Annotated in this window: 17 protein-coding genes and 1 tRNA gene; 14 read left to right on the forward strand and 4 right to left on the reverse strand. The window is 64.9% G+C overall.

Translation table 11 applies throughout. The annotated features are described in order from the left end of the window. From manA to ACRQEC_RS08850, 13 genes are all read left to right on the forward strand, one after another. Positions 1-1,193, forward strand: a 1,193-nt coding sequence (manA, locus tag ACRQEC_RS08790; RefSeq protein WP_435729944.1) for a mannose-6-phosphate isomerase, class I, incomplete at its 5' end; no start/stop codon positions are given. Between the two features lie 310 nt (positions 1,194-1,503). Then, positions 1,504-2,979 (forward strand): NCS2 family permease, encoded by a 1,476-nt coding sequence (locus ACRQEC_RS08795; RefSeq protein WP_284889479.1) that lies wholly within the window; start codon positions 1,504-1,506, stop codon positions 2,977-2,979. A 226-nt stretch (positions 2,980-3,205) separates the two neighbouring features. Continuing rightward, complete coding sequence (locus ACRQEC_RS08800) at positions 3,206-4,810, forward strand: MFS transporter (protein ID WP_306471102.1); 1,605 nt, start codon at positions 3,206-3,208, stop codon at positions 4,808-4,810. Continuing rightward, entirely contained in the window at positions 4,803-5,507 is a 705-nt protein-coding gene (locus ACRQEC_RS08805; RefSeq protein ID WP_284889477.1) for a metal-dependent transcriptional regulator, read from the forward strand. The genes ACRQEC_RS08800 and ACRQEC_RS08805 overlap by 8 nt, the downstream gene beginning before the upstream one ends. A gap of 413 nt (positions 5,508-5,920) precedes the next feature. Next, on the forward strand, positions 5,921-6,655 hold the full coding sequence (locus ACRQEC_RS08810; protein ID WP_284889476.1) for a C40 family peptidase: 735 nt from the start codon (positions 5,921-5,923) through the stop codon (positions 6,653-6,655). 128 nt (positions 6,656-6,783) lie between these two features. Then, complete coding sequence (locus ACRQEC_RS08815) at positions 6,784-7,695, forward strand: universal stress protein (RefSeq protein WP_026428423.1); 912 nt, start codon at positions 6,784-6,786, stop codon at positions 7,693-7,695. Positions 7,696-7,892: 197 nt separating this feature from the next. After that, a tRNA-Arg gene (locus ACRQEC_RS08820) sits at positions 7,893-7,964 on the forward strand. A gap of 219 nt (positions 7,965-8,183) precedes the next feature. Continuing rightward, the gene (locus tag ACRQEC_RS08825) at positions 8,184-8,462 is read left to right on the forward strand and encodes a hypothetical protein (RefSeq protein WP_051278161.1); all 279 of its coding nucleotides are present in this window, start codon (positions 8,184-8,186) and stop codon (positions 8,460-8,462) included. Continuing rightward, complete coding sequence (locus tag ACRQEC_RS08830; protein WP_284889472.1) at positions 8,455-9,270, forward strand: zeta toxin family protein; 816 nt, start codon at positions 8,455-8,457, stop codon at positions 9,268-9,270. The genes ACRQEC_RS08825 and ACRQEC_RS08830 overlap by 8 nt, the downstream gene beginning before the upstream one ends. A gap of 9 nt (positions 9,271-9,279) precedes the next feature. Then, a complete protein-coding gene (locus ACRQEC_RS08835; protein WP_284889470.1) occupies positions 9,280-10,593 on the forward strand; it encodes a glycosyltransferase in 1,314 nt (437 codons plus the stop codon). Next, positions 10,590-11,594 carry a PIG-L deacetylase family protein gene (locus ACRQEC_RS08840; protein ID WP_284889468.1) on the forward strand — a complete coding sequence of 335 codons (1,005 nt, stop codon included), beginning with the start codon at positions 10,590-10,592 and terminating at the stop codon, positions 11,592-11,594. The genes ACRQEC_RS08835 and ACRQEC_RS08840 overlap by 4 nt, the downstream gene beginning before the upstream one ends. Positions 11,595-11,663: 69 nt before the next feature. Next, positions 11,664-16,418: a PDDEXK-like endonuclease domain-containing protein gene (locus ACRQEC_RS08845; protein WP_284889465.1), complete on the forward strand. Its 4,755-nt coding sequence runs from the start codon at positions 11,664-11,666 to the stop codon at positions 16,416-16,418. 106 nt (positions 16,419-16,524) lie between these two features. Then, entirely contained in the window at positions 16,525-16,812 is a 288-nt protein-coding gene (locus ACRQEC_RS08850; RefSeq protein WP_284889464.1) for a hypothetical protein, read from the forward strand. 160 nt (positions 16,813-16,972) lie between these two features. Here ACRQEC_RS08850 and mscL read toward each other — a convergent pair whose 3' ends face one another. The 4 genes from mscL to ACRQEC_RS08870 all read right to left on the reverse strand — a co-directional run bounded on the left by mscL (position 16,973) and on the right by ACRQEC_RS08870 (position 19,100). Continuing rightward, entirely contained in the window at positions 16,973-17,356 is a 384-nt protein-coding gene (mscL, locus tag ACRQEC_RS08855) for a large conductance mechanosensitive channel protein MscL (protein ID WP_026428418.1), read from the reverse strand. Between the two features lie 50 nt (positions 17,357-17,406). Beyond that, positions 17,407-18,039, reverse strand: a complete 633-nt coding sequence (locus ACRQEC_RS08860; protein WP_284889463.1) for an SAF domain-containing protein — start codon at positions 18,037-18,039, stop codon at positions 17,407-17,409. A gap of 108 nt (positions 18,040-18,147) precedes the next feature. Beyond that, a complete protein-coding gene (locus tag ACRQEC_RS08865; protein ID WP_081689984.1) occupies positions 18,148-18,357 on the reverse strand; it encodes an FmdB family zinc ribbon protein in 210 nt (69 codons plus the stop codon). 107 nt (positions 18,358-18,464) lie between these two features. After that, on the reverse strand, positions 18,465-19,100 hold the full coding sequence (locus tag ACRQEC_RS08870; RefSeq protein ID WP_284889462.1) for a 5-formyltetrahydrofolate cyclo-ligase: 636 nt from the start codon (positions 19,098-19,100) through the stop codon (positions 18,465-18,467). 138 nt (positions 19,101-19,238) lie between these two features. Here ACRQEC_RS08870 and ACRQEC_RS08875 point away from each other — a divergent pair, with 138 nt between their 5' ends. Next, positions 19,239-20,465, forward strand: coding sequence for a molybdopterin molybdotransferase MoeA (locus tag ACRQEC_RS08875; protein ID WP_284889460.1), 1,227 nt, complete (start codon positions 19,239-19,241; stop codon positions 20,463-20,465). Positions 20,466-20,470: the final 5 nt, after the last annotated feature.

Here is a 20,470-nt window from a genome sequence, read left to right on the forward strand (position 1 = left end):
GGGCCGGCCCGGCGCGCGGCACCCGCGCGCCAGAGCGCACAGAACTTCGAGAATATCCGGAACTTCCGGACCGCCCGGATCGCCTACATCACATGGAATCCGTGGAGCTGTCGGAAACCGCGGCGCTCCCGGAAGAATCCACCACCCTGGTAGCGCCCGGCGGGCCGAGCCTACGCGATCTGATCGCCCGGGCGCCCGAGGAGATGCTCGGCGCGGATGTGGCCCGCCGGCACGGGGGCGAATTACCGTATTTACTCAAACTTATTGCCCCGCACCAGCCGCTCTCCCTCCAGGTTCACCCCTCCCTCGAGCAGGCCCGTGCCGGTTTCGAGCGGGAAGAAGCCGCCGGAATTTCCCGCACCGCTCCCCACCGTTCCTACCGGGATCGCAATCATAAACCGGAACTGGCCTACGCACTCACGCCTTTCGAGGCGATCTGCGGGCTGCGCACCCCGCGGCGCATCGCCGAAGTACTCGGCGGCCTCGGCCTGCCCCTCACCGACCGGCTTGCCGCCCTCGTGGAAGAACGCGGGGTGGGAGCGGTCTTTGCCGATCTCCTTTCCGCGGGAACCCGCCCCGAACCCGAGCAGATTGAGCAGGTGGTAGCCGCCTGCGCCGCCCGCCTGGAGCGAGGCGCCTCGCCCTCCCCGCGCGCGGACCGCATTGTGGAAACCCTGGCTCAGCACTATCCGGGCGACCCGGGAGTGGTGGCCTCCCTCCTCATGAATCCGGTGACCTTACGCCCCGGAGAAGCCCTCTTTATCCCCGCCGGGACGGTGCACGCTTACCTGTCCGGAACCGCGGTGGAAATCATGGCGGCCTCCGATAACGTGCTGCGCGCCGGCCTCACCCCGAAACACGTGGACGTGGCCGAATTGCTGCGGATTATGGACGACGCCGCAGTCCCGCCCATCCGTATCGCACCCGAGCATATGAGCGAAGCGGTTTCCACTTTCTATGTTCCCGTGGACGACTTTGAACTCTCGGTGGTTCACCTGCGCGATGCCACCACCGTTGAAAAGCTGCGCTCGCGCGGCCCGCGCACCGTGGTCTGCCTGGAAGGCGCGGTGGAAGTCTTCGCCGGGGGCCGGCGTGAACCGCTCAACTCCGGGCAAGCGGTTTTCGTGCCGCACTGTGATGGAGAATTAGCGGTCCGCGGGTTTGGCGACGTCGTCGTCGCATCTGTTCCGTAACAACCCGGGCCGGGCGCGCTGGTATTCGCATCGCAGCGAGATCCGGCGCTGCCGCGCGTGGCCGGACTCACGCGGGAGGTGCAGGGGTGGAAAACCGCGCCACCGCGCCATTTCTCCACCGCATCCCGCGCGCGTCTCGAAATATGAGATAAAAACAGCGAAAAAGCGTCCAAATAATGAGACGCGCCTTGCGTGGGTGGTGACCGCAGTTCAAGAATGGGTGCCGGTGGCGGTCAGGACCGCCCGTCAATCTTGCGGATCACGCGCTCGCCAGCGCATAACGGACCGCACGACTACCGAGGAGATCTTCGTGAGCGTAACTTCCACGCACGTCGAGACGAACCACAGCACAACCTCCGAGCCGAAGCGGGATTTTTTCCGGCTGCGCGAACGCGGGACCACCGTGGCCCGCGAACTGCGCGGCGGGCTGGTCACCTTCGTGGCCATGGCCTACATTCTGGTTCTTAACCCCATTATCCTGTCGGGTCCGGATTCCACCGGCGCCTACCTGGGCGGCGGCACCGAGGGCCCGAACCTCCCGGCGATCGCTGCCGGCACCGCCATCGTGGCCGGCCTCATGACGCTGCTCACCGGCGTCATCGCCAATTTCCCGCTCGCCATGGCGGCCGGGCTGGGCCTCAATACCATCGTCGGCGTAGTCATCGTGCAGATGCCCGGAATGACCTGGGCTGACGGTATGGGAATTATCGTTATCGAAGGTATCGTCATCACGCTGCTCGTGGTGACGGGCCTGCGTGAAGCCATTTTCCGGGCGGTGCCGAAGTTCCTGCGCACCGCCATTTCTGTGGGCCTGGGACTCTTCATCACCCTGGTCGGGCTGGTCAACGCCGGCCTCATCCGCCCCGGCGAAGGCACCATCATGTCCTTCGGGATCAACGGCTCCATCGCCTCCTGGCCGCTGGCAGTCTTCGTTTTCGGCCTCTTCCTCACCGCGATCTGCCTGCTGCGCGGGGTGCCCGGCGCGCTCCTCATCGGCATCGTGTCCTCGACCATCGCGGCCGTGATCGTCAATATTATTGCCAAGCCCGGAAGCGTGGCCGGCGGCGACGTGACCGGTTGGAACGGCGGGGCGCCCGCCCTCAACGGCTCCCCGGTGCAAATCCCCGACTTCTCCACCCTCGGATGCTTCTCCGTGGTGGGGCCCTTCCAGAAGCTCGGTGTTATTTCCGTGGTGGTGCTGGCATTCTCCGTTATGCTCGCCGACTTCTTCGACACCATGGGCACCATGGTCGCGGTCGCTTCCGAAGGTGACCTGCTCGACGAAGATGGCATGCCCTACCACACCTCGCGCATCCTGCTCCTCGATTCCCTCGCGGCGCTGGCCGGCGGTATGGGTGGCGTATCCTCGAACACCTCTTTTGTTGAGTCGACGACGGGCGTAGCTGACGGTGCGCGCACCGGCCTCGCATCGGTAACCACCGGCGCCCTCTTCCTGCTCTCCATCTTCTTCGCACCCCTCGTCACCCTGGTTCCTTCCGAAGCGGCCGCTCCTGCGCTGGTCGCGGTGGGCTTCCTCATGATGCAGCAGGTCACCGAGATCGACTGGGACGATCTGAGCGTGGGGATCCCGGCCTTCCTCACCGTTGCCCTCATGCCCTTCTCCTACTCCATTACGGTAGGCATCGGGGTGGGCTTCATCGCCTACGTCATTATGGCGGTCGCGGCCGGCAAGGCCCGCAAGGTTCACCCGCTCATGTGGGGCACCCTCGTTGCCTTCGTGATCTACTTCCTGCTTGACCCGATTCAGAAACTCCTGCTCGGCTAAGAACTTTGGCTGCCAGCTTATTCACGGCGGGGCCGCCCCTCAGGGGCGGGCCCGCCGTGCGTCGTCGTACTATTTTCGCCGGTGAGACAAAGGCGAGCTTTGCCTGGCCGTGCGTGATAAACTCACCGCAGATAGCGCAGCTGCGAGCCCGCCGCGCCCGTCGGCCGCTATAGTTATCGGATTTTTCCGCAGGGGGCAGGATTTAGTGGGGCGTACATTCGCCAGTTTGAAATACCGCAACTACGCTATTTGGTTCGCTGCCTCGTTGGTCGCCAATACCGGCGGGTGGATGCAACGCACCGCCCAGAACTGGCTCGTCATGAGCGACCTCACCAATAATGATGCTTTTGCCGTGGGTATTGTGACGGCGCTGCAATTCGTCCCTATTCCTTTTATTATGCCGCTGGCCGGCGCCCTCGCTGATCGCCTGGATAAACGCAAAATGGTGGTTCTCACCCAATTCGGGATGCTGCTCACCGCGGTGGCCCTGGGGGTGCTGGTGCTGCTGGGCTGGGCGAATGTGCTGGTGGTTTGCCTGTTCGCTCTGGCCATCGGGGTGATTCAATCCTTCGATAATCCGCCGCGCCTCGTTTTTATTTCCGAATTGGTGCCCCCGCGCTGGCTGCCCAACGCCGTGGGCCTGAACTCCATGTCCTTTAATATTGCGCGCCTCATCGGGCCGGCGCTGGGTGGTTTGCTAATCGGGGTGATCGGCACCGGCTGGGTCTTCATTATTAACGGCATCATGTTCGGGGCCACTCTTATTGCGCTGGCGCTTATGCGCCCGGAGGAATTCCATCCGGCGCCGCGGCCGGAAAAGAAAGTTTCCGCAATTCAAGGAACGATTGACGGCCTGCGCTACGTGGGCAACCGTTCCGACCTCCTCGTGATTTTCGCGGTGGTGGGCGTGGTGTCCTGCCTGGCTATGAATACCCCGCTCACCACGGTGTCCATGTCCACCATGGAATTCCACGCCGACTCCACCCAATTCGGCATTGTTTCCTCCATGGTGGCGGTGGGTTCGCTGTCCGGTGCCGTAGTGGGGGCGCGGCGCACCAAGCAGCCGCGGGTGCGTTCCGTGGTGGGAGCGGGCGTGGCCATGGGTATCGCGGTGACCGCGAATGCGCTGGCCCCGAACCTGCTGATCTACACCCTCACCCTGGTGCCGGTCGGTTTCTTCATGCTCATCATGCTCACCGCCGCCAATGCCGCGGTGCAGATGTCGACTTCTCCGCAGATGCGCGGACGCGTGGTCTCCCTCTACCAGACGGTTAACCAGGGCGTGACCCCGATTGGTTCGCTGGTGGTCGGCGGTATTTCCGGGGCGGCCGGGGCGCGCTGGGGCGTGGGCATCGGCGCGATTGGCTGCCTGGTGGCCACCGTGGGCGCCTACCTGTGGGGCCGGCGCAAATGGGATGTGGAAGTGCATTACCGGGTGCGCCACCCCTTCCAGCTGGAGATCCTCGGACCGCTCGAACACGAAAATGAGGAGCGCGAAGCGCAGCTGCGGGCCAATCGCACCGGGCAGACGGATAGCGGGCAAAGCTTCACCGCGGAGGATCACGACGAAGTCGAAGCCGATCTTTTCGAACCGGAGGACGAAGCACACGATAGCGAGTTGCGGTCGAGTGAGGCATCGGCCGCCGCTGTACAGGGAACGGAACCGAACGAAAGCGCGCCGGGCGAGAGTGCAGCGAGCGGCTCGGAAACTGGGCATTCCCCGCAGCGCGCGGGCAGCTTAGAATGGCAAGATACGCATGAGGAGCCGGATGCGGGCGGGCACCCGGATGCCGCCCCCGCCGCAGAGACGAAGGAGACGCGCGATGAGTGATGACCTTGTTGATACCCGCGAGATGTACCTCAAAGCGGTCTACGAACTCGAAGAGGAAGGAATCGTTCCGCTGCGTGCCCGGCTCGTGGAGCGCCTGAGCCAATCCAAACCCACCGTCTCGGAAACCGTGGCGCGCCTGGAACGTGACGGCATGATGTACCTGGATACCGACCGTGCCATCGTGCTCACTGACGAAGGCCGCCGCATCGCCACCAGCGTGATGCGCAAACACCGGGTAGCCGAGTGTTTCCTCCTCCACGTGCTGGGGATGCCCTGGGAGCACGTGCATGCAGAGGCCTGCCGCTGGGAGCACGTGATGTCTCGCGAACTGGAAGAACGCATTTCCCACGTGCTGGGCGAGCAGGGCTACGAACTCAGCCACGATCCTTTCGGTAACCCGATTCCCGCGGAAAATTCCATGGGCCCCGGCGCGGATATTGCCGCGCGCACCGGCTTGCTCGCCGTGGCGGATTACCTGGAACGTAACCCGAACGGAGGAAAGGTCACCATTGCGCGCATCGGCGAAGTGGTGCAAACCGACGACGATCTCCTCGAAGCCATGGCCGCGGCCGGCATTAAACCCGATGCCGCGGTGACTATCAGTGTTGAGGACGACGGCGGTATCCTCGCCCACGGGGCAAGCGGAGTTCTTCCTCTAACTGACTGGATTCGCAAACACCTGCTCGTGCACGCCTGAGGCGGCCGGGCTGGAGGCGGTGCGCTTCGAGTAGCCGTGGTGACGGCCGGGTGGCAGCGGTGAGTTCCGGGCGGCCGGACTGTATCAGGTAGCAATGAAAGCCGGATTATCGGCCTGGCGGAGCGGTAGTGCGGCGTCGTCGTGCCCGTGGTCTCCACCACAGTTCGTCACCTCAGCGTGACGTAAGCCGCGAAAAAGTATATCAAAACGTTATAAACGGGTGCTGGGGAAAGCCTGATATCACGCGAAAAAAGCGGAGGAAAGGCCGGGAGCTCGCCGTTTTGGGATGATAACGGCCCTCCTGTGCCACTTGTTACATAAACGTGACAATCCGTTGCCTAATCGTTACGCTAATGGACGTACCGAAAGTGCCCCGCGGGGCGCGCAGGAAAAGTTTTGTAGGAGATCATCCCATGACCGGACGCCACGCTCTTGATACGCGGTCGCAGGCTCACAACCTGGCGAACCCCGCAGTACGTGGTCTCACCGCAGCTCTCGTTGTGGGCGGCGCAGCAGCACTGATCGTTCCGAATGCGGCGGCTGATACCGCGGCGGCGCCCGCCAAGGCGGCACTGTCCAACCCGCACGCGCAGGACGTTGCCGCTGGCATCGCCGGCACCACGAGCGCCACCTCGGAATGGAAGATCGAACAGATCAACATTCAATCCGCAGCTCCGGCTATTGAAGTAGCTGCCCCGGCCGCCAGCACCACCACCGCCGCGGCTGAAACCGCCACTACCTCTTCTGATAATGCTGCCACTCCCGCCGCCGCGGGCATTGGCGTGGAAGTGGAAGCAGCGCCCAGCGCCATCGGCTCCTCCGTTCTTGACACCGCCCTCAGCGGCGTGGGCTCGCCCTATGTGTGGGCTGGCACCACCCCCTCGGGTTGGGATTGCATCGGCTTCGTGCGCTGGGTCTACGCCCAGCACGGCGTTGCCATCGGCGGGTACACCACCTCGGTGCTCTCGGTGGGCCGCCAGGTTTCCTACGCGGAAGCCCAGCCCGGTGACATCCTCTACTGGCCCGGCCACGTGGCGATCTCGCTGGGCAACGGCCAGAATGTGGCGGCGTGGAACCCGAGCATGGGTACCCGCGTGGGCCCGGACTCGTGGTGCGGTGATACCCCCATCGTGATTCGCGTTTCCTAAAGCGCGCCTGTCGCGAGGTTTGAGAAGATTTATGTGCGAACGCCGTCGGAGCTCCCGGCGGCGTTCGTATTTTACGCACAGTTCCACCCCGGGGCGGGCTCGTGGGAGAATGGGCAACGGAGGTAACGATGTACCAGCATGAGAATTCCGTGGTCGTCGGGGTGGATGGCTCCCCTGAATCGCGCGCAGCACTTGTGTGGGGCGCGCACGTGGCCGTGAGCCGCAATGCCACCCTGCGGGCCCTTACCTGCTACCAGGAAGGCCCTGATCCGCGCGGCTCCTATGAGAGCGCCATGAGTATTGCGCGGGAGGCGCTCGCCCAGGAAGGTGTGGCGAGCCTGGCAGGGCTGGAAGCCACCGCGGTAGCGCTGCCCGGGGATCCGGTTGAGCTGCTCCTGGCAGAATCCAAAACTGCTTCCCGGCTGGTGGTCGGGTATTCCGGGGCGGATACCGCGGATATTGACCAGCTGGGTGTGGTGGCCGGCGCGATTGTTTCCAAGGCGTACTGCCCGGTTGCTGTGGTGCCGCTCCAGCATTCGCGGCGCCTGCCGATCCGCCACATTGTGGTGGGCGTGGATGGCTCGCAGGAATCGAAATACGCGCTTAATTTGGCGGTGCGGATGGCCGGGCGCTGGGGTGCGCAGGTCTCCGCAATTAACGCGGTATCGGTGACGCGCGCCGGTGGCGGCCTGCTTCCCGGCGGGGATATGACCCGCGAAATTCTGGATGATACCCGCCTGGGCCTGGAAGAAACCGTGGCCGAAGTGCTGCGCGGGGATGAAACCGTGCAGGTGCGCTGCTACGCGGTGGAAGGCTCCGCGGCGGAAATCATGGCGGAGTTTTCTAGCTCCGTGGATCTGGTGGTCGTGGGCGCGCGCGGCCGCGGCGGAATTACCGGGCTGCTCTTTGGCTCCACCAGCCACACGCTGCTCCTCGGTACCCAATCGCCGGTGCTCGTGGTTCCGACCCACGCCACCAAGAACCTCCACGTTCCGGATACTAATGTGCCCTGGGATGTGCCCGATCCTTCGGCGCGGTAGCTGGCGCGGTGGCGTGAGGTGCCCGTGTGGTCTCGCGCGCAGGGACTGGGCAACAGCGCACATTCCGGCGGTAAGTAAGCCGCGATAAGTAGCGCGGCACTGCACGCGGTAAGTGGCGCCCACGGTGCCACGCAGAGTAACCTGGAACGGTTATCTTATTCCTACCGTCGTTCGGATGAACGGTCGGCGGTGGGTCCGCCCTCGTAGCTCAGGGGAAGAGCGACCGCCTCCTAAGCGGTAGGTCGAAGGTTCGAATCCTTTCGGGGGCACAGTAGATCGGTACGCGGGTGCGCGTAACCGGGCCGGCACATAGTGAACTGCTGGAGGATCATGGCAGCAATAATGCACGAGAGCAATGATCTGTTTGCTCACGCGCAGAGATATGGTGTTGGTGTGACAGAACTCGTATGCATAGTACGGTCAGCGTGGGGTAGCCCGTGTGGGGACTACTGCTTAGGATAGAACAAGGGCGAAAGGGGCGTGACACCATGACGGAGCCTTTTGGTTACGAGGACTATTCCGACACGGTTCTTTATGACGTGTTCTATGAAGCGGGAACGATGCTTTGCGGGCGGTATATTTCCCTCTCCAGGCAGGCGGATATTGCGGGTGACGAAGCACGTCGAGCGGTTTATGACGGTAAATACCTCGAGCTCATTGAGCAACGCGATGCCGTGAATGAAAATGATCGGGCGGAACAGATTCGCTGTATTCGCTCGTGGCATGCACTGCGTGAGCAATTACCCGCCACTCTTTCTCATGTGTGATCTTGATATCCGTGCAGAGTGGATCCGTCGCGTCAAACCGAGAGTATTCGCCAGATCTCGGGTATCGCTATCGCCAGTATCTATTTTTCTCGGTGGCCAGCCGGGTGCCGGTAAAACCAAAACACAAAAAACGGTAGTATCTCGCTATCTCGATGAAAATATTACGCGCATTATCGGCGATGATCTGCGAGCTTTTCATCCCGACTATGACTGGCTATGTCAGAACGATCCTCTCCAGATGCCTCACATAACTGCCCAAGCCTCTGGCCAATGGATCGCGATGTGCATCGATTGGGCGTCACAAAACTCATTTTCCACTCTGGTTGAAGGAACATGGCGCAATACCGCGATGGTAATAGCCGAAGCTAGGAAAGCGCGCGAGCTTGGGCGCCGCACGCACGCGATTATTGTTGCGGTTCCACCGGTGCTTTCCCAAGCAGGATTATTGGAGCGATTTTACGCGGATCGGTTACGCGGCTTGCCTGCTCGCTGGACGCCACCCGAAGCACATGAGGTGGCGGTAAACGCTCTTGACCAAACAGTTGCCGCGATATGCGCGAGCATTAGTCCTTTTGACCGTTTCACGGTTACGAATCGTTCGGGTAACTATCTTTACGACGGCGCACCAGCGAGCCGCGGTCGTGAAGTTTTCCGGCACGAGTTTCATAGGGGACTTTCCGTGCAGGAAAAGGAATATTTAGCGGAGCTCGTTCCTCGCTTGGATGAAGGTATACGGAAGTTCACTCCCGACGATATGCCTGTTATGGCACTTGTGGAGAATATTCGGAAAACCCTCGAATCCGGGTAGGCTGGGGGAATGACCTTGGGAAATACGCACCACGTACAAGAACCGGATAGGAACGACGGCGCGCCTGCCCCGCTCCATATCGCTATGACCTCGGTGCATACCTCCCCACTGGCCACTCCCGGATCTGCCGACGCCGGCGGCCTCAACGTGGTGGTGACCAATACCGCCCAGGCCCTGGCCCGTGCCGGGCACCGGGTCGATCTGGTCACCCGCGCCAGCGAACCCGGCCAGCCCTATATGCATGAGGTCATGCCGGGCGTGCGTGCTTTCTTCTTACCGGCCGGCCCGCGCCATCCCGTGGCGAAAAGCCACACCGATGGCCTCATCGCCCCCTTCACAGTGGAATTTCGCCGGTGGATGGCCGAGCACGGCAGCGGCGTCGACCTTATCCACTCCCATCACTGGTTCGCGGGCGTGGCCTGCCTGCCCATCGCCCAGGAAACCGGGCGCCCCCACGTGCAATCCTTCCATTCGGTAGCTGCGCGGCAAGGCCAAAATCTTGCCGATGGTGAACCGCCAGAATCCTCCGGGCGGGTGCCCGGCGAGGCGCGCTGCGTGCGCGAATCAGACCTCATTATTGCGGTATCCCAAGCGGAAAAAGAGATGATTGCGCAGCGCTACGGCACTCCGCCCTGCCCGGTCGAGATCGTGCACCCAGGCGTGGATATTGACATGTTCCACCCGGCCCGCGCTGGCGGACTCGTTGCCGCCTCACCGGCTTCCGCCCCCGCGGCCCCCGACTGCGTCACCGAGGTGACCGGAGGCCGGGACTACGTTTTCTTCGCCGCACGCCTCCAACCCCTGAAAGCCCCGGATTTAGCGATTCGCGCGCTCGCGGAGCTACCTGCTGGCACCCGCCCGCTCCTCGTCATTGCCGGGGCGGCCTCCGATGACTTTGCCGGCTACGAGGACCACTTGCGCGCCGTCGTAACAGAAACCGGAATGGAAAGCGACGTCCGCTTCATCGGGCCGCTTCCGCGCGCCGGCCTCGCGGCCTTCCTCGCCCACGCGCAGCTCCTCCTCAACCCCTCTTTCTCGGAAACTTTCGGGATCATCAACGTGGAAGCGGCCGCCTGCGGCACCCCCGTGGTGGCCTGGGATTCCTCCGGGATCCCCGAATCGGTGCACGGCGGCGTGACGGGCACCCTGTGCCGCAGCCGCGAGCCGCGCGAATGGGCCGGCGCGGTGCGGGCCTACCTGGACGATCCGGCCTTGCGGGCCCGGCACGGCGCCGCGGGGCGCGCTTTCGCCGAATCGCGTACCTGGGACGCGGTCGCGCGCGATTACGCCGCCGCCTACCGCACACTCGGGAGGCACGCATGAGCACCGCCGGCGGAACCAACGCGCACACTGACGCGCGCACGAACGCCCGCACTAGCAGCCAGGCCAGCGCGGGTACTAGCGCGATCCACTACACCTGGGACCCCGCCGACCCGCTCTTCGCCCGCACCCTTTTTCTCCACGCCCACCCGGACGACGAAGCAATCCAAGCCGGCGGCCTCACCGCGCTCCTCACCGCCGCCGGGCACCGCGTCAGCATCCTCACGTGCACGCGCGGCGAAGAAGGCGAAGCGGTCCCCGGAACCCTGTCCGCCGGGGCGGGGGAGGCCGAACTCGTTGCCCGGCGCGAAGCGGAAATCACCCGAGCGCGCGCCATCCTCGGGGTCACGGACGGCTTCTGGCTCGGCACCGCGCCCGCACTCGCCTCCGGCGCCGCGCCGCGCCGCTACCGCGATTCCGGGATGGCCTGGATTGCCCCCGGGGTCGCCGGCCCCGCGCCCAGCGCCGGACCGAACGCCTTTTCACGCGCGGACCTGAGCGAAGAAATCGCAGATGCGCGGGCACTCCTCGCGCACGTGCGGCCCACCGTCATTATTGGGTACGACGCCGCAGCAAGCTACGGCCACCCCGACCACGTCCGGGTGCATCACCTGGCTCGCGCCCTAGGCCGGGTGAGCGGAATTCCGGTGCTCGAGCTGGCATCCACTCCCGGGCAGGCCGGATGGTGCTACCGCAACGCTCGGGCTCATGAAGCCACCGTGGTGGCGGCGCTGCGCTGCTATTCCTCCCAGCTGACCGTAGTTGATCGCGCGGATCCCGCGTTGGCGGGCCTGCCGGTTATTGGCGCCCCGAAGCGGGCCACCATGTCGCCAGATTCCGAACCCGCCCCGCAGCTGCTTATCCGGCACGTGGGCGGCCAGCTCCAGGAGCTCCCTCTGTGGCCGGGATTGCGCCCGGCCGATGATGCGTCGTCGTTCCCCGTTTCGGATTCTTCCGCGTGGGCCGCTAGCATGCCCCAGCCTTCCACGCCGGTGGCGGAATAAGGCCGTAATTTTTGGCTTATTGCGGCGCGCATAGGGACTTTTACGCCGGACCTGAGTAGCGTTAAGGTTGTGACTCCTCTCTTCAGACGCTCATCTCGCCGGCATTCGGCTCGTGAATCTCTTTCTCGTGATACCGCCGCGGTTCCCGAGGCCTCCGCGGTGCCCGCGGGCGACCGTGACCCCGCAGAATCCGGGCAAGATACGCCCGTAGCTTCCTCACCGGCTCCGGCACCGGCCGCGTCCGCCGCCAGCGCGGAAGCCGCCGGACATTCCGCCACTCCAGCTCAGCAGGCACCGCAGGCCGGCGCTAGCGGCGTCGCAGCGCACGGCTCCCCGGAAACCGCAGCTGCGCAGCACGGAACCGAAAGTGACAGCAGTACCGCAGCGGCGGAGGAGCATCCCGCGCCGCTTCCCGCTCCGCAGCGCGAAGAGCTCGTGTCGCGAGCTTATGCGGCCTGGCAGGAGGAGCTGGCCGCGCGGGCCGAGCGCGCGGCGGAGAATGTGGCCGCGCGGGTGTGCATTGATCTCACCCATCCGCACCCGACCGGGGGCGCGCAGTTTTCTTCCGGGGCGCCCACCCGCCTCACCTCGCTTATTCGGGAGGAGCGCAGTCAGCAGGAGGCCCTCGCTACCTGGCGTACCCTGCGAGACCAGGTGGCGCGTGCCGCGGAAGAATACGGGTACGCCCCGATTCAGCTGGCCAGCGGCAATTTGACGTGGACGGAGCTCCCGCCGCGCCGGCCCAGTGATGAGCTGGAACCCGGCTATGAGGACACCGGCGAACTTAAGCTTGACCCGGAAGCGATGCGGGCCTGCGCGGAGGAAGCCGCTGGTCACGCGGTGGGCGAGGCCGCGCACGGGGCGGAGGCAGCCCTCGGGGAGGATACGGCCGGATTCGAGGAGTCACTCGAGCAGCCCGCCGCCCAAGCCGCCTCGGAAGCCACCGGGCAGCCCGGCGCTGCGGGTGAAACCACCGCGCAAACCGCCGCTCCCACTAGCGAAGAAACCCGGCAGGTGCGCGAAGTGAGCGTGCCGATTGTGTACCGTCTGCTGCAGGTGGAGGACGTAGGCACCGATGCCCTTATCCAAACCACCCCGGCCCTGTCCGTCAATCCGGATATTGTGAGCGCACTGCGCCAGCACGGTGCCCCGGTGCGCGAATTGGCCCAGCTCACCCGGGTCGAGCGGGCCACCGAAGATGAACTTATTACCCGGGTGCGGCGCCTATCGCATCTCTACCTGCCCGGGGCTTCTTACCGCCCGCAGGTGCTGCTGGGGATGTTTGCCGATCCGGCCGCGCGCGCGATTGCCGACGCGGAGCTGCTGCGCCCGGTCATGATTCGTTCCGGGGTGCTCGCGGCGATTGCCGGGGATCGCGGAACTCACCAGCTCACTAGCGCCCCGCTCCCGCCGGCCGAAAAACGCGACCGGGCCCCCGAAGGCGAACGCGGGGTGGGCGATTTGGATGTGGCCGAACTTGCCGCGGTGGAAGCCGTGGCAACTGGCCGCGACGTCGTGATCGATACCCCACCGGGAAGCGCGGACGTCACCACCCTGGTCGCGATTGCCGCGGACGCAGCCGCATCCAGCCGCTCCGTCCTCTATATTCCCGGCACTCGGGCGCGGCGCGCCGCGGTGACCGTGCGGGCCGCTGAGCTCGGCGTGGGTGAACTACTCATTGATCTTTCCGATATTAACGGTGCGGCTTTGCGGCTACGCCAGGGCCTGCGCCAAAAGTTCCCGCAGATCGACGAAGAACGCACCCTGGCCGTGCGCCGCGATCTCAAGGCGGCGCGCCGCAGCCTGCGCGGGTACGTGAATGCCCTGCACGCCGTCGATCCGGTGTGGAATACCTCGGTATATGACGTGCTTGAACATTTGGCTGAGCTCGCCGCCCAGCCCCAGGGCCCGGCCACGAAGGTGCGCCTGGATGCCACCGCCGCGGCCCGGGTGCGTGAGGATCGCGAGGCGGTGCTCGAACGGCTGGCGGAAGCGAGCCGCGCCGGGGCTTTTAGCGGGGGCGGGAATTCGGAATGGTTGCGCGCGCAGGTGCGCACGGAGGACGACGCCGCCCGCGCCTTCTCCACCGTGACCCGCATGGCCACCGAAACCCTTCCCCTGGTCATGGAGCAATCCCAGCGGGTGGCCGGGGAAACCGGTCTGGCTCGCCCGAAGACCCTGGCCCAGTGGATGGAACAAATCAAGATGCTCGAAGGGATCGCAGATACCCTCGAGGTCTTTAAACCCGCCGTGTATGAGCGCTCGGTGGCTGATATGGTGATCGCCACCGCGAGCGATGAATGGCGCGCCGAGCACGGCGAAAGCATGAAACGTGCCCAGCGTCGCGCCCTGACCAAGCAGGCCCGCGATTTTGTGCGCCCCGGGATCCGAGTGGCGGATATGCACGCGGCCCTGAGCGAAGTGGCACGCCAGCGCGATATTTGGCGCCGCTACAGCGCGGAAAGCGATTGGCCCACCCTCCCCGAAGGCATGACGATGATCCGGGCCACCGCCGCGGAAGTGGACGGGCAGGTGCGCGAACTCGAAGAATTCCTCCCGCACCGCGCCGGCCTGCGCCGCGAACCCATCGAAAACGTGCTGGCCCTGGTGCGCACCCTGGTCTCCCAGCGCCGGGTTCTTGATTCTCAGCCGCGCCGCATCGACCTGCTCCACGACCTCGAGGACAGCGGCCTGGGTGATTTCGCCCGCGATATGGCCCGCCGCGAAGTGAGCGGGGAAGCGGTGGCCGCCGAACTCGACCTGGCCTACACCAACTCTGTGTTCGAGCAGCTCATCGCCCGGAATACCGTGCTGGCCCAGGCCGGCCCGCAGCAGCTGGCCATGCTCGTACACACCGTGCGGGACCTGGATCGCGAACACGTGGAGAGCCTGCCCGGCCCGGTGCTGCGCGCCGCGATCACCCATATGCAATCGGTGGCCCGCAAGCAGCGCGAAGAAACCGTGGCGGTGGACCGCTACCTGGCCCGCGCCGGCGTGAGCGCGCTGGCCGACGTGGCCGCTTCGGCAACCGCGCTGGTCCAGGCGGCCCGCCCTGTCTGGGTGGTGCCCCCGGCTCTGGTCCCGGAGCTCATCCCCACCCTGCCCTGGGCGGATGTGGTGATTCTGGACGGCATCGAGGATGTTCCGCTCGCCGCGGTGGTCGCCCTCATGGCGCGCGGCTCGCAGCTCGTCGTCCTCGGTGACGTGGCGCGGGCGGGCGCGGATAGCGCGCTCGCGGCCCTGGCCGATGCGCTTCCGGTGTGCGAACTTCCCACGTTCCGTGCGCATCACGATGATCTTGCCCTCGCCTGCTTGCGCACCCTAGGGTACGACGACGCCGACCGCGCCGCTCCGGCGGGGCGGGTGCGCCGGGCGGACCGCCTGCAGGTGGTGGACGGGCGCGGGGTACCCTCCCCGAATACCGGAATGGTGGAAGCCCCCAGCGCGGAAGTGGATGCGGTGGTGGATGCGGTGGTGGATCACCTCCTCACCCGCTCGGAAGAATCCCTCGCGGTTATTACAATTTCGCGTTTGCATGCCGTGCACGTGCGAGCGGCGGTGGAACGCACCATCGCGAATAGCCCGGCGCTGGCCGAGGCGGGCGAATCCGCGTCCAGCCTGGTGCCGGTGGTGGATATTACCGGCGCGAGCGGGCTGCGGCGCGACCGGGTTATTTTCTCGGTGGGCTTCGGCAAGACGGTCCACGGCCGAGTGCTTCATACTTTCGGCCCGCTCACCGAAGCGGAAGGCGCGCGCTACCTGAGCGAGGCACTCCTGGTTCCCAGCCGCTATATGAGCGTAATTTCTTCCCTGGGCCCCGGCGATATTGGGGTCGATGACCTTTCCGGGGCGGCTCCCCGGCTTCTGGCCACCCTGCTGGAGACGGCCGCCCGGGAAGAACTACTTATCGGGGCGGACGAGGACGTGGCCAAGGCCAGCCCGTTGCTCTTCGACCTGGCCGCGCGCCTGCGCGGGCGCGGCCTTTTCACCGCCCTCTACTATGGCTACGATGCCGGCTTGCGCATCCCCCTGGTTGTTGCCGAACACGAAGGCGATTGGCGGGTGGCTGTTCTGACCGACGACGCCGATTACGTTGCCGAACCGTCGCTGCGCCGCCGGGACCGCTACCGGGTTGAGATGCTCGAGGATTTGGGCTGGAAGGTGGTCCAAACCTTCTCCTCCTCGATTTTCCTTGATCCGGAAGCTGAGGCGGACCGTATCGAAGCGCTCGTGCGGGTGGTGCGCCGCGATGAGGCCGCCGCGCGCCACCGGGCCGAAGATACCCCCGCATTTGGGGCGGACGTCGCGGAAGCGGATGTTGCTGGGGCGGGTGCTGCTAGTGAAGCTGGCGCATCGGGCGCCGCAGAGGTATCGGGTGCTACGGGCGTGCCCGGCGCTGGAACGTCGGGCGCTGCCGGCGCGGCTGGTGCGGCTGGTGCGGAAAGCGCGGAAGCATCGCCTGGCGATGGCGGCGCGGATGGCCAGCACAGCGCACCGGGCGTGGATACCAGTTCGGGTACGCACACCCCGGCCTCGGGTAGTGCGGCCGGCAGTGCACAGGCCGGAACTTCCGCGCCGGATCCGGAAGCATCGCGGCGAGCCCGAGGAAAGAAACCCGCGGTGCGGCCGGGATTGCCGCTGGCCGCCTACTCGGATGACCAGCTTGATGACATGGTGGCCTGGATTGCCTCCGATGGGGTGGCCCGTACTTCTGAGCAGCTAGTGGAAGAGCTACGGAGCGAACTTGATATTCGCCGCCGCGGGCCCCAGGCCGATGCGGTGCTCGGTAACGTGGTGCGCCGCTCCGGCCTGGCCCAGGATTAGGTGCGCGGTCGTGGCGAGCGAGGCACATTCCGGACACACCCGCCGGGCGGTAGATCACAGCCAGGAGGATGGTGCTCGGCAGGCAACACGCGTTCACCGAGCGGTAGTGCGCCTTTCCGAAGTGGATGCCCGGCGGGTGGAAAGCGGCGAACTCAAGGATGCCGCCGAAGCTCTCCAGCGCCTCGCACGCGGGGAGGGGCAAGCGGAGTTGCCAGGCACGGAGACTTCTAGCACAAGAGCTGGGTTAAAAAAGAGCGCCCCGGGGTCCACCACCGTGGTACCCCGGGACGCGGCCGTATCCGCACGCGATATTCGCACGCGGGATATCGTGGCGCGCACCGCTCACGAACAAAGCATTCTTGACGAACGCCCGCCCCACTTCGGCAAGCTCTAAATATCGGCAAGCTCTAAGCGGTAGTGGACTCCGGAAAACAGCGAAGCCCCGCACCCGCTCATAATCGCGCGAGTTCAGAACCGCACGTAGTCGAGCGATGAATCGCGCAGATTAGTCACGCGGATGAGTCGTGCAGATTAGCCGATTAGCCGAGCAAAAATTAGTCGCGCTTGGCCCGCAGCTCATCACGGATCTCCTTGAGGAGGATGAGCTGGGGATCTTCCGGCGCTTCCGCGGCCGGCTTGGCGTGGCGTTCACGCATCTTATTCATGGGGAGTACCAGGAAGAAGTACAGCGCGAAAGCCACGATGAAGAAATTGACCACCGCGGTGAGGAAGCTCCCGAATTGGATTTCGCCCCCACCCAGGTGCCACACAAAATTACCGTCAAAATTCGGCTGCCCGAAAATCGCGGCGATAAGCGGCATGAGAATATGGTCCGTCAGGGACTTCACCACGGCTGAGAAAGCCGCACCGACGATAACACCGACGGCGAGGTCCATGACGTTACCCTGCATAATGAATTTCTTGAAACCCGCGAGCACCTTCCATCCTTTCGCGCGGAGCGCCACCGGGACCACCCCGGTGGCAGAAACTATGGAGGGGCTACCAGCACTGCCCGCAAAGAATCCGCGGCAGCATAGCCCACGATAAGATTAGCGTCTTTTTCGCGAACAACCAGGTAGAGCACTCGATATGTGACACCTTCGGAGAGCATGCCGGCATTCTTTTCTTCTTCCCCGATTCCCACCACAGCGGCCCGTTCCACCACCCGGATCGCTCCGGCCTCCGTGCTATGTTCCGGGGCTGGCGCATATAAGCCAATAAAATTACCCGGCTCGATAAAACTTCCGGTTCCATCGGAAGCCACCCGCACCGCCACCACCACGTGCCCGGCGGGTGGGTCGCGCAAAAATTCTTGGGAGAGCAGCACCCCGCGGGCCAGGGGATACCCGGCCGGGATATTAGCAGCCAGGCGCTGCCCGCTGGCCTCAGCTGCCGAAGAAAGCGCATTCTCCGGAATAAGATCCCGGGCCACGGTGCGCGCCTCCACATCACGCCCGCTCAGCACATGCCCGGCCGATAGATTGCGGCGCGCGACCAGCACCTGAGCGGTTTCCGGGTAGCGGCGCTCAATGGCCTGAAGAATAGTGAAAAAAGCCAGGAGGGCAACCCCGGCCAGCAGCAGATGGCGTGCCCGCCACAGCCGCGTGTGGATACCAGTCATAGCTCGAGGCTAGCGAGGAATACTCAGCCGCAAACCAGAAGTGGGCCCGTCTGTGGATACCGGCAGCGTTTCGCGAAGCTGGGGATAAACCGAGCTGCGTCGTCGTACTTAGTTCTGCGTGGAGCTCCCACCCGAAGAACGTGAGTCATTGTGGTAGAAACCCGAGCCCTTGAACACGATTGCGCTAATCCCTGCCATTACCTTCCGCAACGCGTCTTTCCCGCACTCCGGGCACGTGACCAGGGCGGCGGCTGTCATCGACTGGTGCGCATCAAAATGGTGACCGCAATTGTCACAACGGTAACTGTAGGTAGGCACGTTCTTCCTTTCCGGGCCGGTGGCCAAGCCGAGGGGCGGCCGGCACAAGCCGTACGGCGCATTATTCTAGCGCGTGACACGTGCCCTCGGGGAAGTCGCCCGCAACCCTAGTGCAGGGGAGAATGTCCGCCCAGGTCCACCACGGTTTCGGGGAGGAGAACGTAGCGCACCGGCACGTCCATCTCATCGTGGGGGAGAGGCGTATGCACGTATTCTTCGGGCCATATCAGGGCGCCGACCGGGGTGGCGCTATCGAGCTGCTTGAGCACGCGGTCATACCAGCCCCCGCCCTGGCCCAGGCGCACGCCGTCGTGATTGACGAGCAGCGCGGGGATAAAAGCGGCGTCGACCTGGCGCAACACCGTGGAATCGAGGGCTTCACCCCGGGGTGCGGGCGGGCGGCCGGGCGCCTGGTCGGTGAGATTGTCCGCGCCGGTGTAGCGCGCCCACTGGCGGGTGAGCCCGGGACCGAGCTTGGGGACAAGAAGCGTGCGCCCGCTGGCCACAATGGCATCGCACAGCGCCCGGGTGCCCGGTTCGGTATTGACGGAAATATAGCCGGCAACCGTGGTGGCGGTGCCGAGGAAATCCAGCACGGTGGTGACCCAGCGGGCTTCGGCTTCCTCACGGGCGGCGGGCGTGCGCTTAGCCCGAGCCGCGCGCACCGTTGCGCGCAAGGCTTGTTTGGCTTCCGGCACCGCCATCGCGGAGACATCAGGAAGAGATATGGTGTGGTCGGTCATGGCACCAGTGTGGCACGAGGTGCTGGATGACCGCTAGGAGTAAGGCCCTTGTGGTTTGGAGTCAAGGTCCGCGCGCGCGGCGTGAGCGCCGGCAGGCCCCCAAACCGGTACGCTGTGCTGTGTACCGAGGAGGAATACGTGAAAACAGTAGCCGAGCAACTCGATGAATTCTTAAAGGTCGCCCAGCCTTTGGAGGCTCTCGATGTGGAGCTTGCCGATGCGATGGGCTGTATTCTTGCCGAAAACGTTGTCGCAACTGTTGATGTTCCTCACACCGACCTGGCGGCCCTGGATGGGTACGCGGTGCGCGCGGACGAAACTTTCGGTGCCGAGCCCGCTCGCCCGGCGCATTTCCCGGTCACCGATGATATTTTCGCCGTCACCACCGACCGCATCGCCCACACTCCCGGCGCGGCGGCCCGCATTGCTTCCGGAGCGCGGATGCCCACGGGCGCGGACGCCGTTGTTCCCCTCATCGATACGGATCACGGGGAAGCGCAGGTGGATATTACGGCGCGCGTGGCTCCCGGGGAGAATGTGCGCGCGCAGGGCGAGGACCTGCGGGCCGGCACCACGATTCTGGAGGAAGGCACTCGTATTGGGGCGCGCCATATTGCCTTGCTGGCGGCGGCCGGGCGCGACCGGGTGCGGGTGCGGCCGGCGCCGCGCGTCGTCGTCATGTCTGTGGGCGATGAGCTCGTGGCGCCCGGAAAAGCTTTGGGTAACGGAAAGATTTACGACGCGAATTCGCACGCGCTTGCCACCGCGGTGCGTAACGCCGGGGCGGTTGCGTACCGCGTACCGGCGGTTTCCGATGACCGGCATCTCTTGCGCGAGTCTTTGGAAGACCAGCTGTTGCGCGCCGACGTTATCCTCACCACCGGCGGTTTGAGTTACGGGGGTGGAGATACCCTCAAGGAGGTCCTGTCCCCGCTTGGGTCGATGCGGTTCGACGCCGTCGCTATGAATCCGGGCCGGCACGTCGGGGTGGGTACCATCGGGGGCGACGGTGCAAATTCGGCGCTCATGTTCTGCCTGCCGGGCAACCCGGTGGCCGCGCTGGTGTGCTTCGAGGTGTTTGTGCGCCCCTCGCTGCGGAAAATGGCCGGCTACAAGCATGTGACCCCGCGCTCGATCCGGGCTCGGGCGGCGCGCGGGCTGCTGTCTCGACCGGGCGTGCAAGATTACGTGCGGGTGCAGGTCTATGGCGATCCGCGCGCCGGCTACGAATTTGACCCGGTGGGGGATGTGGAGCTGCTCTCCCTGGCGAATTTCGCGAAATCGAACGGGCTCGCGGTGGTCCCCGCGGATAAGGAAAGCGTGGGCATCGGCGACGAATTGGAGTGCATGATTCTCAACGGGTAGGCCTA

It is taken from the genome of Actinotignum saccati, assembly GCF_051265055.1.
Classification (GTDB): Bacteria; Actinomycetota; Actinomycetes; order Actinomycetales; family Actinomycetaceae; genus Actinotignum.